At 42.7% G+C, this 15,630-nt stretch carries 12 protein-coding genes; 4 read left to right on the forward strand and 8 right to left on the reverse strand.

The features are described from left to right. Positions 1-140: 140 nt before the first annotated feature. The 6 genes from brnQ to MH117_RS07185 all read right to left on the reverse strand — a co-directional run bounded on the left by brnQ (position 141) and on the right by MH117_RS07185 (position 7,931). Complete coding sequence (gene brnQ, locus MH117_RS07160) at positions 141-1,472, reverse strand: branched-chain amino acid transport system II carrier protein (RefSeq protein WP_239327995.1); 1,332 nt, start codon at positions 1,470-1,472, stop codon at positions 141-143. Positions 1,473-1,669: 197 nt separating this feature from the next. Continuing rightward, entirely contained in the window at positions 1,670-2,665 is a 996-nt protein-coding gene (nrdF, locus tag MH117_RS07165; RefSeq protein WP_239327996.1) for a class 1b ribonucleoside-diphosphate reductase subunit beta, read from the reverse strand. A gap of 13 nt (positions 2,666-2,678) precedes the next feature. Further along, positions 2,679-4,733, reverse strand: coding sequence for a class 1b ribonucleoside-diphosphate reductase subunit alpha (gene nrdE / locus MH117_RS07170; RefSeq protein WP_239328675.1), 2,055 nt, complete (start codon positions 4,731-4,733; stop codon positions 2,679-2,681). A 10-nt stretch (positions 4,734-4,743) separates the two neighbouring features. Further along, entirely contained in the window at positions 4,744-5,115 is a 372-nt protein-coding gene (gene nrdI / locus MH117_RS07175; RefSeq protein WP_239327997.1) for a class Ib ribonucleoside-diphosphate reductase assembly flavoprotein NrdI, read from the reverse strand. 436 nt (positions 5,116-5,551) lie between these two features. Beyond that, the gene (locus tag MH117_RS07180; RefSeq protein WP_239327998.1) at positions 5,552-7,135 is read right to left on the reverse strand and encodes a diguanylate cyclase domain-containing protein; all 1,584 of its coding nucleotides are present in this window, start codon (positions 7,133-7,135) and stop codon (positions 5,552-5,554) included. A 214-nt stretch (positions 7,136-7,349) separates the two neighbouring features. Further along, positions 7,350-7,931, reverse strand: a complete 582-nt coding sequence (locus MH117_RS07185) for a hypothetical protein (RefSeq protein ID WP_239327999.1) — start codon at positions 7,929-7,931, stop codon at positions 7,350-7,352. A 390-nt stretch (positions 7,932-8,321) separates the two neighbouring features. Here MH117_RS07185 and MH117_RS07190 point away from each other — a divergent pair, with 390 nt between their 5' ends. The 4 genes from MH117_RS07190 (at position 8,322) to MH117_RS07205 (ending at position 13,604) form a co-directional block, all read left to right on the forward strand. Further along, on the forward strand, positions 8,322-10,370 hold the full coding sequence (locus MH117_RS07190; protein ID WP_239328000.1) for a serine hydrolase domain-containing protein: 2,049 nt from the start codon (positions 8,322-8,324) through the stop codon (positions 10,368-10,370). A 187-nt stretch (positions 10,371-10,557) separates the two neighbouring features. Further along, on the forward strand, positions 10,558-11,406 hold the full coding sequence (locus MH117_RS07195) for a DUF72 domain-containing protein (protein ID WP_239328001.1): 849 nt from the start codon (positions 10,558-10,560) through the stop codon (positions 11,404-11,406). A gap of 85 nt (positions 11,407-11,491) precedes the next feature. Next, entirely contained in the window at positions 11,492-12,181 is a 690-nt protein-coding gene (locus MH117_RS07200; RefSeq protein WP_239328002.1) for a response regulator transcription factor, read from the forward strand. Next, complete coding sequence (locus MH117_RS07205; RefSeq protein ID WP_239328003.1) at positions 12,162-13,604, forward strand: sensor histidine kinase; 1,443 nt, start codon at positions 12,162-12,164, stop codon at positions 13,602-13,604. Before MH117_RS07200 ends, MH117_RS07205 begins: the two co-directional genes overlap by 20 nt. Positions 13,605-13,726: 122 nt before the next feature. On the opposite strand, the gene MH117_RS07210 is transcribed toward MH117_RS07205, so the two are convergent. Then, positions 13,727-14,203 carry a C40 family peptidase gene (locus tag MH117_RS07210; RefSeq protein WP_239328004.1) on the reverse strand — a complete coding sequence of 159 codons (477 nt, stop codon included), beginning with the start codon at positions 14,201-14,203 and terminating at the stop codon, positions 13,727-13,729. 525 nt (positions 14,204-14,728) lie between these two features. Beyond that, positions 14,729-15,592, reverse strand: coding sequence for a DUF421 domain-containing protein (locus MH117_RS07215; RefSeq protein ID WP_239328005.1), 864 nt, complete (start codon positions 15,590-15,592; stop codon positions 14,729-14,731). Positions 15,593-15,630 lie beyond the last annotated feature (38 nt).

Here is a 15,630-nt window from a genome sequence, read left to right on the forward strand (position 1 = left end):
CGCTTAACAATATCTTGTCTTGTTAATTATCATGCGGCCTGATCATCGTTTTTCATCATTCGATCGCCAAATAAAAGAGCCTTTCAGAATAAATCCCCTGAAAGGCTGCATGCATTATCGTTCCTTATTTATGAAGTGATTTATTTCCCAGTGGCTTGGGAGTGTTTGCTATTTATTCGTCCCCACACATATCCAATACATGCACCGACTATCGCTGGGATGACCCAGCCTACCCCTTGTTTGTACATCGGAATATGCTCTAAGTACGGTACAGCAAAGTCAATGGATATCTTAGCTGCCTTTAATCCATCAAACAAACTAATCAGTGCTGCTCCTAGCAATGCGCCTCCGTACACGGCTGGGATGCCTCTAAACCATTTATGCAGGAAGGATAACAAGATAAGTGTAATCGATACCGGGTAGATAATAAGCAATATCGGCTTAGATATCGATAAGATGGTATCCAGCCCTAGATTTGCGACTATTAATCCTAACAAGCAGATCCCGAATGTAACCCAGCCATAGGATACCCGTGTCTGCAAAGATGCAAAATATTGACTGCATGCGGATACAAGCCCAATGCATGTCGTCAAACAAGCCAAAGTCACAATTACGGCCAGCAGAATCAAGCCAGAGTCACCAAACAATTGCTGCACGACAAGTGTCAGCAGTTGACCGCCGTTATTCGCATATCCTAGTGACACGCTTGTAACGCCCATATAACCTAAAGCCGCATATACTAACGATAGGCCAATACCAGCGATCACACCAGCTTGAATGGTTGCTTTGGTAATCATCTTCTTGTCTTCCACACCCTGATCACGGATCGAATTAATAACGATAATACCAAATGCTAATGCGGCAATGGCATCCAGTGTCAAGTAGCCTTCCATAAAACCTTTAATACCTGGAGAGTCCACGTATTCATTGAGAGCAGGGCCGCTTTCACCAAGCGGAAATAGCATGGCCGCAATAAATAAAGCAGCTATCGAAAGAAGCAGTAAAGGCGTTAAAATACTACCTATCGTTCCAACAAGTTTGGAAGGATTTAAGCTCAGCCAAAATACGAGCACAAAAAATAAGAACGTGTACAAGAACAGCGGCCAATGGTTAGTAGCCAGGTCTGTACCAAGAAAAGTGCTGAAGCCCATCTCATAAGAAACGTTAGCCACACGAGGGATCCCCATGGATGGTCCAAGCGATACGTATACAACAATCGCAAAAAAGATACCAAACTTCGGACTGACCCGGCTAGCAAGGTACTGCATGTCCCGACCGGTTAACGCAATTGCAATCACAGCCAGCAACGGCAGACCAACACCTGTAAATATAAAACCTGCAATCGCAGGGATAAAATGCTCTCCTGCTTGCTGACCTAAAATGGGTGGGAATATAAGGTTTCCCGCGCCGAAAAACAAAGAAAACAACATTAAGCCGATAAAAAATACATTTTTGTTTGATATGCCCTTCAAGCTGTAACCCCCTAGATGTCTTAACCCAGATGTGCCATCCCCTATTCGTGTAGTCGTATACACCTCGTGAACAATATGGAGATGGATGAGTAACGGTGCAACGTTATGTCATATCGTATATACACCACGTACAACTGCTTGTATCTCTCATTTATAACAAAACAACTGGGTCTTTCAACCCAGTTGTTGTTTATTACTTAGAAGATATCGGATTGCTTAACACGATCATTCAGCACCACAAAGTCCTTGTCCTGTAATGGCTCGACTTTGCCCTTCTGATATCCGCTGCCCTTTGTTGAGAAGAAATCATGCGTGCTCGTCTCTGTACGGATACCGTTAAGAACAACAGGATTCACTTCTTCTTCTGGGAAATGCGGTTCGAAGCCCAAGTTCATCAATGCTTTATTACCGTTGTAGCGGATATACTTCTTAACCTCGTGGGTCAGGCCGATTGCATCGTACAGGTTCTCGGTATACTCCAACTCATTCTCATATAGCTGGATAAGAAGCTCATGTACATAGGTGTACAACGTTTGCTGTTCCTGTTCGCTAAGGCGGCTATAAATTTCTTGCGCCAACAAGCCCACATAGACACCATGAACACTCTCATCGCGAATAATAAGCTTAATAATCTCGCCGCTCGCCACCATTTTGCCTTGTCCTGCGAGGAATAAAGGATAGAAGAATCCGGAATAGAACAAGAAGCTCTCCAAAAATACAGAGGCAACCATCGCTTTATACAAGCTGACAGGATCATTGTCCGTAATTCCTTTATAAATATCGTCAATGATTTCTGTTTTATGCTGCAGATGCTTGTTGTCTTTAACCCACTCAAACGTCTCTTCGATCATGTCAGAGCTTGCTACAGTCGTAAAGATCGTGCTGTAGCTCTTCGCATGAATTTCTTCCATTGCAGCTTGAAAGATAAGAATCGCTTTCTTCTGCTTGCCTTCCACATGTTGAGCGATTAGAGGCATTCCCACATTACCTTGCTCCGTATCAAGCAACGTTAAGCCGCCCAATACGTGCATATAGGTCAATTTTTCATCGTCACTCATCTTGGACCACGCTTTTAAATCTTTGGATATCGGAATTTCCGTATCTAACCAAAATTGAGAAGTGTTCTGAGTCCAGAGCATCTCGATATAGTCAGATTCAGGAGCATTCCAGTTTACAGCTTCAAATTTTCTCATGGATCAACTCTCCTTAGATGACACAACTGACACATTCATCAATCGTCTTTTTTCTCGTACGTGTATAATACAGCGTTTTTAAGCCTTTTTTCTGTGCGTAGATGTAGTATTTAGCCAGATCACGTGTTGTCAGATCGTCTTTGACAAACAAAACAGTTGAGATAGCCTGATCAATATGAACCTGTACATCAGCTACCAAGTCGATCAAATTAAACATGTCCATGTCATAAGCTTCTTTATAGTAGAAATAGTTCTCTTCGCTTATAAACGGCATTGGATATATAGTTTTGGAGTCACCATATTCTCGTTCTTCAATCTTCTGTGTAATCGGGGCAATAGAAGCCGTTGAAGACTGCAAATAAGAAATTGAACCTGTTGGGGCAATCGCCAGGCGATAAGCATGATACAAGCCATGCTCCATTACCTGCTCTTTCAGACGTTTCCAATCTTCCATCGTTGGCATCGCATGCCCTTCAAACAACTGCTGCACACGTTCCGTTTGTGGACGGAAATCCTTTTTCATATAAACATCAAAGTAAGCGCCACTTGCGTACTCACTCTTCTCAAAATCTTTAAACGTCTCATTACGCTCCTTGGCAATTAACATCGAACGTTCAAGGGAATAGAAATTGAGCATCATAAAGAAGGCACGTACGAAGTCTCTAGCTTCCTTCGATTCGTAAGCAATTTTATTTTTGGCCAAATACCCGTGCAAGTTCATGGCGCCCAAGCCAACGGAGTGAAGCTCGCGATTCGCTTTTGCGACTGATGGCACGATGCTGATATTGCTCTTATCCGTCACTTCTGTTAAAGCGTCCATTGAACGGTGAACCGTTTCTTGCATTCGTTTGTTAGCCATAACATTTACGATATTAAGCGAGCCGAGGTTACATGATATATCACGGTTTATGACGTCATCTACGCCGTAATCGTTAATGGTTGAAACCTCGCTAAGTTGCGCGATTTCGCTGCAAAGGTTAGAGAATTTCACTCGCCCAAGCTCTTTTAACGCATGGTACTCGTTTGTATTATCTACAAACATGATGTACGGATAACCGGATTCCATTTGGATCTGGGCGATCTTCAGTATGAGGTCACGTGCAACAATCTTTTTCTTGCGGACGTTCGGATTGTTGACCAGTTCATCGTACATTTCAGAGATGTCCATATCGTCCATATGTACACCATATTCCTGGTATATCGTGTGCGGATAGAACAGATACATATCTTTATCTTTCTCAACCAGCTCAATAAACTTATTTGGTGCGACAACACCAAGCGATAACGTCTTGATTCGGATTTTCTCGTCACTGTTAATCTTCTTCGTGTCCAGGAACTCATGAATGTCAGCATGGAACACGTTTAAGTAAACGACGCCGCTGCCGTCACGCTGCCCGAGTTGATTCGCGTAGGAGAACGCATCTTCAAACAACTTCATGACAGGAAGCACGCCACTCGCCTTGCCGTCCAGTCCTTTGATCTGTTCGCTAGAGCCGCGAATCTTACTTAAGTTAAGGCTGACGCCTCCACCGATCTTGCTGAGCTGCAATGCTGAGTTGATCGCAAAACCGATCGAATTCATAGAATCATCTACTTCCAGAAGGAAGCAGCTTACCAATTCACCTCTGCGCTTCTTACCTGCATTTAAGAACGTTGGTGTTGCAGGCTGGTACTCTTGCGAGATGAGTAAATCTGCATATTCCATCGCTTTCTTCATATCCCCGTTTGCCAAGAACAAGGAGACAACTGCCAGGCGATCTTCATACCGTTCCAGGAACTTCGTATCGTCATTTGTTTTCATCGCGTAATTGTTGTAGAACTTAAACGCGCTCATAAATGAAGGGAAACGGAATTTTTTTGAATAAATATACTCATACAATTTTTTGACTTCTTTAAACTCATATTTGTTAAACAGATTGTCCTCATAGTACTCGTGCTCGATTAAATAATGAATCTTTTCTTCGAGGTTGTGGAAAAATACTGTATTTTGATTCACGTAATCGACAAAATAACTTTTTGCCGCTTCACGATCCTTATCGAATTGAAAGCTTCCATTTTTCTGAACCATGATCTCATTGTTAAGCTGTATCCACTTTGGTATCAATGTTATGGACCTCCTGTATAAATTGTTCTACGTCTTTTCTTGTGCCGCTAAGCTCAAATTTCATCAGAACAGGTACGGAATAGAGCTCGGCAATATGATCCGCAGCCATTCCATAACGCATCCCCCAGTTCATGTTTCCGCTGGAAACGACACCTCGCAGCAGATGGCTTCGCTGCTTCAAGAAGTCCATCGTTGACTGTGGCGCCTGCCCAAAGCCTGTCGTATAGGTGACAAGGACAAACGGTTCGTTTGTCTCTGCATCTTCGGACACCCGCACACACTGCAAATCAAGCTTGTCCACGAATCGTTTCACGTTACCAGTCTTAGAATCATAGGCAATAAGCACGTGATCCCTCCGTTACTATGTTTGGTGCAACAAACGAAATAAGCTTGTCTCGCAGCAAATGAAAGAAACGACAGCAGTCATGACAGCCCAAATAATGTATCTTTTAACAAACAGATACATATCAAGCCTCGTCCAGCCGTATCTTTTCTCCATTTTGTATACTGCGAAACCATCAAGAGCAGGCAGTTTGACCAAGTTGCAGGGTCAGCTCTGGATTATACCAGAATCCCAGCTCCAGCGTCACATTCCATTTATTTACTCAACATATAGTATGATAACAAATTATTTCTCACTAAATGTAGTGTTACGTTGTAGCATAAACAATTTCTACACAATAATCAAGTTCATTCTTAGGCCGTCTGATGAAGCTAGATAGCCTCTAATCTCTCGCATAATACCCCAAAAACGCGTATCCCGCGTTTTTTGAATATTGCTATCATTTTATAGCGCAAGCAGCACCTGCAGCTTTGACTCTATTTCTACCTTCCGTCTTCGCTTCATATAAAGCCTTATCCGCTAGACGGACGAGATCCGAGGATGCTGCTATGCCTTGCTGACGTCGAGATGCAACCCCAGCGCTAATAGATACCACTCGACCTGCTTTTGACGATTCATGAGGTATCGCAGTCTCCTCTATTTGGCTTCGAACTCGTTCAGCCGTTATACGCGCTTGCTCCAGATCAGAGCCCGGCAGCAAAATGGCAAACTCTTCTCCCCCGTAACGAGCCAGCACATCATCATTAGCAAGAGTACTCTGTAACTCTCTCGCTACTTTCTTCAGGCAATCGTCACCACTCTGATGACCGTAAGTGTCATTGTATTGTTTAAAGCAGTCAATATCAAGCATAATTAGTGATAATTCGACATCGTGCTTTGAGGACTGCTCCCATAATTTTATCATATCCTGATCAAAGCTTCTCCGATTTGGAATATCCGTCAGCCCGTCTATTGTAGAAAGCTTTTGCAGCATTGCATTTGCCTCTCTCATCTTGGCTTCGGCTTCTTTCCGTTCCGTTATATCAGTCGCGACTCCCAAATAACCAGCCGCCTGACCGGAGCTGTCCGTAATCGATGTTACGATTAGGTTAACAGTGATAACATTTCCATCCGATTTCCGATAAGTCCATTCACTTTCATATGAATTCGATGTATGAAGTACATTCAGAAATATTTCACTACCCGATAGTTGATAAGCCGCTGACTCGGATTGACTGCGTGTAAGTTCCGAAATTTCAATGACATGGTCAAACAGCATGCTAGTTGATCTACCGACCATCTGCTGTTCTGTATAGCCGAGAAGGACCTCAGCCCCCTTATTAAATAACGAAATGCGGCCCTTGTGGTCTGTAGCAATGATGGCGACGCCAGTTGCTGATTGAAGAATAGCTTCCAAATGAGAGTGAAGGAGCCGATAACGTTCTTCATTAGCCCTCAGCTCGGTCTCCTGTTTGTTAGTGGACATAAAGTAGCGAACAAGAAAAGCTTTAAACAATCCACCTACCATCACGAGCACGCCAAATAGAGGCAGGATGGCATGACCTTCGTCACCCAACAAAATATAAGTACAAGTCGACACCACGATAATACTAAATACAAGACTATAAATCCATTTCCTCCAATAACCTCGAGTGTAAGTGCAAATGAAACCACAGCCGATGCCGACCGTCAACGCACTTGTCATCGCAATAATGGATGAAGAGTTTAATGTGCCAGAAAATATTCCCCTACCGATCACAATGATTAAACTGCTTATGAGAGCAGATGGGATGCCACCAAAAAAAGCTGCGCTAATAATTACAATTTGCCTGAAATCCAAAATGACGGTTGGTGTTGCATTCACGCTGAACAGCATTAACAAAATACCAAACGATCCGTATATCACTCCTACTATCATTTTCGTTTTGATGTCCGAATGAATACCGAAAGGTTTACTCTTGTATATCAAACTAAACAAAAACGATACGGCTAACATAAGTGAGAGATTCGCTACCAAATTAATCATCATCGATGTAGAATTCACCTCAAAAACGACAAAATATACGTTATTATATCATACCTCAACCTATTCATTATGAAGAGGTTTAAAACTTTTCCAAAGATAGCAAGGATATGTTCCATTCTGTAATAAAAAAATCCCGCAGTACGCAGTCTGCAGGATAGATGAAGTATATTACGTTAGTGCTGCCCATTTTCTTTCCTAATAGTACAAGTAATTGTTATAATGAAGACTAAAGCTATTCAACATTAATACGTTCAGGTACTGGAATACTCCAATTCAGACCTGTAAATAATTTATCTGTTACTTTCCGTGTTAACGTGAGCTGCTCCGGTACATGCTGCAAACCGTCAATGAGGGCAAATGGTCGTGCTTCAGGGGTCCCCCCGCTTAAGGTAAGTGTCATTCGATCATCTTGTACATGATGATAAGAAGCTGAGCCCGATCCATTGATGTATACCTGATAATCCTGACCGTTTTCATCAACAGCCACCCATTCATCATGAGTAAAGTTATTAACAAACTCACCCGAGACGATCAGCTTTAAAGAAGTTCCTTTACCGTGCTCAACATAAGGACGTGAATCTGCGAATCCAACTACTTTCTCTACAGTCAGCACATCACCTTGTGTCTTCCAAACAGCAGCTTGTGTCTTTAATTGTGCTAAATTAATAGTTATCGAATCCGTTGTTTGCACGGGAAGATTGTAATTTTTTATTACAATTCGAGCTGGATCGGGCACGTTCTCCCTGATGTTATACATGGTGTACATACAGCTGATAACATCAGATGCCCCCTTGTTGTCATTGCGGCAGTACATGCTGCCTAAACTGCTGCGGTAATCCTCATCCTTATAGATACTCAGGAGCCAGACGATAATCGACGGCCAACACGATGATATCTATCTTTTTAAACATCAGTACATTCCCAAAATTAAAAATGGAATTAATCTTTTAATTGTACTATACATTTCCCAATTATTTGACCAGTGCTCTTATCAGCGTTTTTATTTATCCTCAAGTTATCAATCAGTATAGATGATCAACTAGCAAAAATATCACTATTTTTTCCAACATAAAAAGCTTAGAAAAACTTCATTTTTGAATATTTTGAAGGGCAGTGAAAGGATACTCCTGTCTTATTGGATAGTAACGAACGAAGCCCTAATATGGTTTGCCTTTCACTCATCTAAATAAAGGAGGAACGTGTAATGACCATTGAACGACATGCCGCTCCCCGCCGGTCCGGCAAAAAAGCGCTTATCACCACAATTGCGCTAGCAACAGCCATCACCTTTTTCCACCCGCTCTGTTTATCAGATGTATCCGCAGCCGAGTCCCCGACTACAGCTTCACATCAAACTTTACCTACAACAGCAGGTCCGACCTCTCCCCAAGAAGTAGAAGCATTTGCCGACAAACTATTCGCGTCATCCAAGATGAAAGATATCCCTGGCGCTGTATTTGTAGTCGTAAAGGATGGGAAGCTGTTATTAAATAAGGGATATGGATATTCGGATGTTAAAGCAAAAAAACCGATGGACCCAGACAAAACGGTTATGCGAGTGGCATCCATCACCAAGCCATTTACAACTGCGGTGCTGCTGCAGCTTGCCGAGCAAGGGAAGCTAGACTTAAAGAAAGACATATCCGCATATTTGGAGGACCTACACATTCCTCGCAAAGTAGAGGGTGATTTAACTGCCGAGCACTTAATGACCCATACAAGCGGATTTGAATTCCCTGATCCCCCTTTAAGTACCCATTTGACAACTAACGCTGAATACTTACGACACTACACGCCTACGGTTGTTCGCAAACCGGGAGAATCCTATATGTATGACAATATGGGCTTTAGCCTTCAAGGGTATATTGTTGAGAAAATTACAGGTGAGCCTTTTCACAAATATGCAAAGAAAAGCTTGCTTGATCCGCTTGGCATGACACATAGCAGTTTTATTATGACCCCTGACACAAAAACTTCGTTGTCGCTGTCATATGATTCGAATGGCGAACCAATGCCTCCATATGAGATTAATCCAGCTGACTCCCCGGATGGCAGTTTATTGTCCACGGGTGGTGACATGGCCAAGTTTATGTTCGCTATGCTTAATGCAGGCAGCTATAATGGTCAACAAATCTTAAAACAAGAGTCCGTACGCAGCATGCTTGAGGTTAAAGTATCTTCAGTTGCCGAACTGCCTAACACTTCGTACGGATTTGAATCCCTTTTCCGTGAAAACTTCAACGGTCAGAAAGTGCTTGCCAAGGGTGGTGATCTCCCCGGATTTAGTTCCTGGATGTGGTTATTGCCTGATCAAAAGACTGGGGCATTTGTTATCTTTAATCGTAATGACGCGGCTAATGCCTACTTCCGTGAGCACACTTTTACCTCTTTTATGAACCATTATTACCCGGACAATAAACCGGCTCCCACTATTCTAAAGTCAACGCAACAAGAATTGCAGCAGTTTGCAGGAGCTTATCGTGATCTTCGCTTAGGCTTTGAACTTATACGAGTAGAAACAAAACCTGAAGGCGTGCTGGAATTATCAAGCTCAACGGCCAAACAGCAATTACAGCAAGTCGGCCCGCTCCTATTTAAGACCAAGTCGAACAAACTCATTGGTTTCAAACGTGATCCTAAAGGGAATATAACGTACATGGATCAGGGAAATGTGTCATGGCTGCAGAAGCTGCCAGCACCAAGCGTAACCATTAGTGACATTAACGAGAATCATCCTTATCGCAACTATATAGATGATCTGCTCCTGCGCGGTGGCATTGAATTGGGAACAGGGAATACATTTTTACCAGATCAAGAACTAACACGTGGTGACTTCATCTCACTGCTCATTTCCAGTATGCATATTAGAAAATCGGATAATACGTCTTCCTTTGCGGACATTAAAGGACATAAGTATGCAAAAGACATTCAAACGGCTGTCGAGTTTGGTCTAGTTACAGGAACACATACGAATCAATTTAGCCCGGACACACCTATAACACGTCAAGAAGCAGCCGTAGTCATATGGAGATTAGTCCAACTTATGGGGGCTGATCCTCTGGATGCCAAGCTGGTTGGCGAAACTGATAAATGGGCCCTGACTGCGGTGAAGTATGCTGTCGCAAGCCAGATTTATGGTCCCGAGGTATCCCCTCGTGCTGACGGTTCAGTAGACTATGGCTCTAAACGTAACTTGGAACGTAAAGAAGCAGCAGCATTGATCAGTCTGCTTCTGTCTGGACCGATTTCATAGGACATTTTTCCATATCCAAATACGCTATCGCGTATAAATAACACATAAATCTATCCTATTTTCCAGCCTGCAAATCTATAGCCTCGTTCCGTCACACTGGAACGGGGCTTTTTGGTCTTTGTAATACCCTTTATTTGATTTTAAGCTTAGAACCCTATATCTTTTTTATAACAGGAGGGGAACAGCAATGATTGAAATTGGTCTTGCGGGTTGGGGAGATCATAACGACCTGTATCGCAGCGGAGTCGCAGCCCGCAACAAATTAAAAGCATACAGCTCCCATTTTCCCGTTGTGGAAGTTGATAGTTCCTTTTACGCGATTCAAGCAGCTTCAACATTTGAGAAATGGTCGAAAGAAACACCTAATGAGTTTGGATTCATCGTCAAAGCCTATCAAGGAATGACCGGACATGACCGCAAAGGGATGGCTTATGAGGCTGAAGCAGAAATGTTCCGCAAGTTTATCCACTCTATTGAACCAATAAGACAGTCAGGTAAGCTCAAATCGGTCTTGTTCCAATATCCGCCATGGTTTGACTGTACACGTGAACATGTACATACGCTAAAAAAAGCTCGGCACCTCATGGGTAATATGCCCTTGTCGCTTGAATTTCGCCATCAGAGCTGGTTTACCCCTGATATGAGGGCAAGAACTCTAACCTTTATGGAACAGCAGCACTGGGCGCACAGCATATGTGACGAGCCTCAAGCAGGACAAGGATCTGTCCCCATAGTGCCGCATCCAACAAACCCTGATGTGACCCTTGTACGGTTTCATGGACGTAACGTTAGTGGATGGAAATCACATGGCCAGACGAACTGGCGTGATGTCAGGTACTTGTATCATTACAATAAGCAAGAATTATCGGAATGGAGGGAGCGCTTGCTTACCCTGCAGCAGCATTCAAAGCATATTTATGTCATCTTTAATAATAACTCTGGTGGGCATGCAGCCCAGAACGCAAAAGATTTAATCCAATTGCTAGGGATTACCTATGAAGGGCTCGGACCACGGCAGTTGGATCTGTTTGAGTAAAAAATCTTAATATCCATGGATTAGCATGTTCCCCTGCTCCTCGGACATAATAAATGCAAATTAATCGTAATGCGAGTTGAGCATGATGGATGCAGACAAAATTTTGCTAGTAGAAGATGAACACAACGTATCTCAATTTATTCAATTAGAGCTTGAACATGAGGGTTATGAAGTAACAGTGGCACAAGATGGCGAACAGGCATTGGAATATATCAGTCAGGACAGTTGGAGTCTCATCCTGCTCGACTGGATGATTCCAAAACTGAATGGACTTGAAGTATGCCGCCGAATCCGCAAGACGAGTGATGTTCCTATTATATTAGTGACTGCACGAGATGATATTGGCGACCTGATTGCGGGCCTGGATACTGGAGCTGACGATTATATTACCAAGCCATTCGAAATTGAAGAAATGCTGGCTCGTATCCGAACTGTTCTCCGCAGATATAATTGCGCTGTTGGTACGCCGAATGCTGCTCTACATCAAATTGAAGATTTAGTCGTTGATGTAAAAAAGCGTCTTGTGAGCAGAGCCGAGTCACGCATTGAACTGACACAAAGAGAATTTGATCTCCTCTTATTCCTGCTAGAGCATCAAGGTGAAGTCATCTCAAGAGAGAGGCTGTTATCTGCTGTATGGGGCTTTGATTTTGTAGGAGAGACAAACGTTGTTGATGTTTACATTCGATATCTTCGAAACAAATTGGATCGTAAATATAATACAAAACTTATACATACGGTTCGAGGCGTGGGATATGTCATACGATCAGAATGAGGAAGCTATGCCCCAGCATGGGAAACAGACACTAAGAGCACGGCTTGTGCTCAAAATGAATACCCTCATGTTTCGATTTACATTTTGGTATGTGCTCAGTTTGCTAACGGTTATCTTATGGATAGGCTTGTTTATCATCGGCAACGTGAGTCATTACTTTATTGCCGATACAAAGTTGGAGCTGCTTGCCGTCGAGCAAAAACTAAAAAGTACCCTTCAAGATGAAATTCATGAGGACTGGAATCTGACTTTAAATGATCTGCTTTACCCCGAGCATGTGAACTACGACGTCAGGATCGTAGATGCCGCGGGTAACACAATGGCTCAATCAAGAGGTTGGGATGATAATATTAGCAATGAGGAAATCGAAGTTGACCTTAAATGGACCGATACCATCTGGTGGAGCTGGAAAGGCGGCTTGTTCTTTCAGGATGAAGTCAAGTGGCGGCAAGCTAATGGAAAATGGGGTACCTTCTATATTCATGTTCACCTCAATGCAATCGAACGTTTGTTAAAAATTATTATTAAAGTACTATTATTTACGGCCATTATTAGTGGAACGCTAGGGACGTTTCTCATTTACCATATTACACGCAGAAACTTGTCCCCCCTGTTCTCCATTACCAATGCCGTTCGTAGAATGCGTAATCTGCCGAACTTGAATCAGCGTATCCCGATTCCTGTAACACCAATCGAGCTAACAAATCTGGCACGTACGATTAATCAGCTATTAGACGAGCATAAGGGACTGCTGGAGCGTGAGATGCACTTTATTACGAACGCTTCACACGAATTGCGTACACCGCTTACTGCTTTTCGCGGGCACGTCAACTTGATCAAACGTTGGGGTAATCAGAATCCAGTTGTGCTGAATCAGTCCATTCAAGCGCTGGATCAAGAAAGTCAACGCATGCAGCGGCTCATTATTCAATTACTGGCTGTTGCACGAAACGCAAATATATCCATTAAAAAGGATAAAGTCGATTTGACCTCGCTACTTGAAGAGGTACTACGTCAGTTATGGAAGCAAGAGTATCAAATATCGCTTCAGGTTCATTATGACCAACCCATTTATGTCATAGGCGATAGAGAGCAATTAAGACAAGTTGCCGTCATCTTAATCGAGAATGCGATTCGCTACACCAATCCATATGGTCGTATCGATATATGTGTAACGCAAAGCCCACAACACGTATGTTTCTCCGTTGCGGATACCGGGATTGGTATTCCGCAAGCAGAACAAAGCAAAATATTTGACCGTTTCTATCGCGTAGACAAAGCACGCTCTCGTGTAACCGGAGGCACCGGTCTCGGGTTGTCGATTGCAAGGCAATTAGTCAACAACCATAATGGAACGATAACGGTTGAGAGCGAGTTGGGACGCGGCAGTACGTTTACCGTCTGTTTTCCTTCACCTGTCTAAGCTATGTACGGCAAGCTATAGAAACGGAGTGAACGTGGCTCCTTTCTATAGGCTTGTCCGGTCTATCTATAAATCACTGCGTGTATGAGCTACACAGTACGAATACTCGAATAAATGGCACGTTACAAAACTCGACGAATCTTAGTGATTCGTGAATTCCAAGTGCTGAGCTTGGACACCGTCACACCCGGTTTACCATAAGTGTGCAATATCTTGCCGTTACCCATGTACACAGCTACATGATGAATCGGAGAGTAGAAGAAGATTAAGTCTCCTTTTTTGAGTTGGCTTTTCTTTACTGCATGACCCACTTTGGACTGCTGCCTAGAGTCCCTTGGCAATTTAATTCCATGCTTTTTAAAAATATATTGAGTAAAGGAGGAGCAATCAAAGGATCTTGTTTGTCCAGTTGCAGCTCCGAACTTATATCGAACTCCCATATATTTTTTCCCAGTCGCAATAATTTGATTTGCCTTTGAACTTGAAGTTATTGTAGCCGCTTCCGCAGATTGCAATGGAGCAACTACGCTCCCCGCAAACAAAAATGATGCACTTAAACTTACACATACGAGCAATTTGCCGAATTTGACTTTATTCAACAATCGAACTCATCTCCTTCAGTTATTTTTTTGGGGTGGTTAACCCTTTCCTAAGATAACACAAGGTATTTCCCCACAATTTACCGCCGATTGTTGTAAGCCAGTACTGCTCATGCTTCAAGCGATTCTATGAAAAGACCATTATAAAATTCTCATTAAATTCACCTTGACAACATAAGAACAAAACAAAATCAGGCGGGACGTGACTTATATCCCCCCCTTCGTCGTCGAGCCGCTTCGAAAAATAAGACACTACAAGTGAAAAACGCAGTTACGAACAGCTACGCGGGCACTCATTAAGAATCGAATTCCTCCAAAATAACATGCGGCTGTTTACATGTGTTCTGCAAAAACATTCGCTTTTTCCTGATTTGCGACAGCTACAAGGTTGATTGTTATTCCGAAGGCTTGATGTCCTCACGTCGTCAGTACATACTAAATAGAGCGCTTAAGAGGTCAACCCCTAAGCGCTCTATTACATGTATTAAGATGAAAAATGCTAATCTGCTACACCTGAAGCTTAGGTCATTTCTTTGAAAGCTCGGTAATATCGGGCATTACCCGTTCCAAATCAGACCTAAAACGTTCATACAACTGCTGTAGTTTCACATCATCATCTGTACCTTTTAACTTCCTCAATTCTGCCTCGCATTGCTTAAGCAGCATAGTTAATTGCACGTTCGGTTTCTGCTGCGTCCCTACACTTAATTGATCGTCATACAGATCAATATACAACTGATTATTGGAATCCACTTGTCCAAGAAATACTTCTTCCAACTTATACCCAACCTTCTCCAGCTCATGATGAAGCCAATTAAGGTCTAATCCCAATGCTCGCAGCGGTTCAGGCAGCAGCTTGCCATCCATAATAACGAGTTGGGGTTCTTTCTCGTTCGGCAGCACAATTCCTAAATCCTTGGCTGTCAACGGTTGATTTTCCTTCTTCAACAGCACATTGATTTCGCCACTCGGTTCAATCACCGCAAATTCTACATCAGCTACTCGGAATGCATTATTCTTGCGTAACTGCTGCATAAGTTCATCTGAGGTAATGCGTTCTTTATGTAAATTTTTCTCAAGTACTCTACCACCCTTTATTAACACGGTTGATTTGCTGTCAATAAAGTTCCGCAATTTTTTCGTTTTGATCTGCAGATATTCGATTCCGAGTGAGAATCCAACCCACACCACTAAAGAAATTATGCCCAAATACCACTTTGCTTCTGCGTCCAACGAAATGTAAGCAGCAATGCTGCCAATCGTTATGCCTGTAATATACTCAAATAGTGAAAGTTGTGATACCTGTCTTTTCCCTAGCAACTTGGTTAAAAAAAAGAGTACAACAACGGATACCAATGTTCGTATGGCAATTTCAAATCCCTCAAGCAAGTATGTTCCTCCATTCTTTTAACGTGCTGTTGGATTTA

Source organism: Paenibacillus sp. ACRRX (genome assembly GCF_022346885.1).
Classification (GTDB): Bacteria; Bacillota; Bacilli; order Paenibacillales; family Paenibacillaceae; genus Paenibacillus_B.

What these genes read in the sequence shown, in the direction of transcription:
- nrdF (WP_239327996.1), bottom strand. Translation starts at nt 2,665, where the DNA reads ATGAGAAAATTTGAAGCTGTAAACTGGAATGCTCCTGAATCTGACTAT.
- nrdE (WP_239328675.1), bottom strand. Translation starts at nt 4,733, where the DNA reads ATGGTTCAGAAAAATGGAAGCTTTCAATTCGATAAGGATCGTGAAGCG.
- MH117_RS07185 (WP_239327999.1), bottom strand. Translation starts at nt 7,931, where the DNA reads ATGTACTGCCGCAATGACAACAAGGGGGCATCTGATGTTATCAGCTGT.
- MH117_RS07190 (WP_239328000.1), top strand. Translation starts at nt 8,322, where the DNA reads ATGACCATTGAACGACATGCCGCTCCCCGCCGGTCCGGCAAAAAAGCG.
- MH117_RS07195 (WP_239328001.1), top strand. Translation starts at nt 10,558, where the DNA reads ATGATTGAAATTGGTCTTGCGGGTTGGGGAGATCATAACGACCTGTAT.
- MH117_RS07200 (WP_239328002.1), top strand. Translation starts at nt 11,492, where the DNA reads ATGGATGCAGACAAAATTTTGCTAGTAGAAGATGAACACAACGTATCT.
- MH117_RS07205 (WP_239328003.1), top strand. Translation starts at nt 12,162, where the DNA reads ATGTCATACGATCAGAATGAGGAAGCTATGCCCCAGCATGGGAAACAG.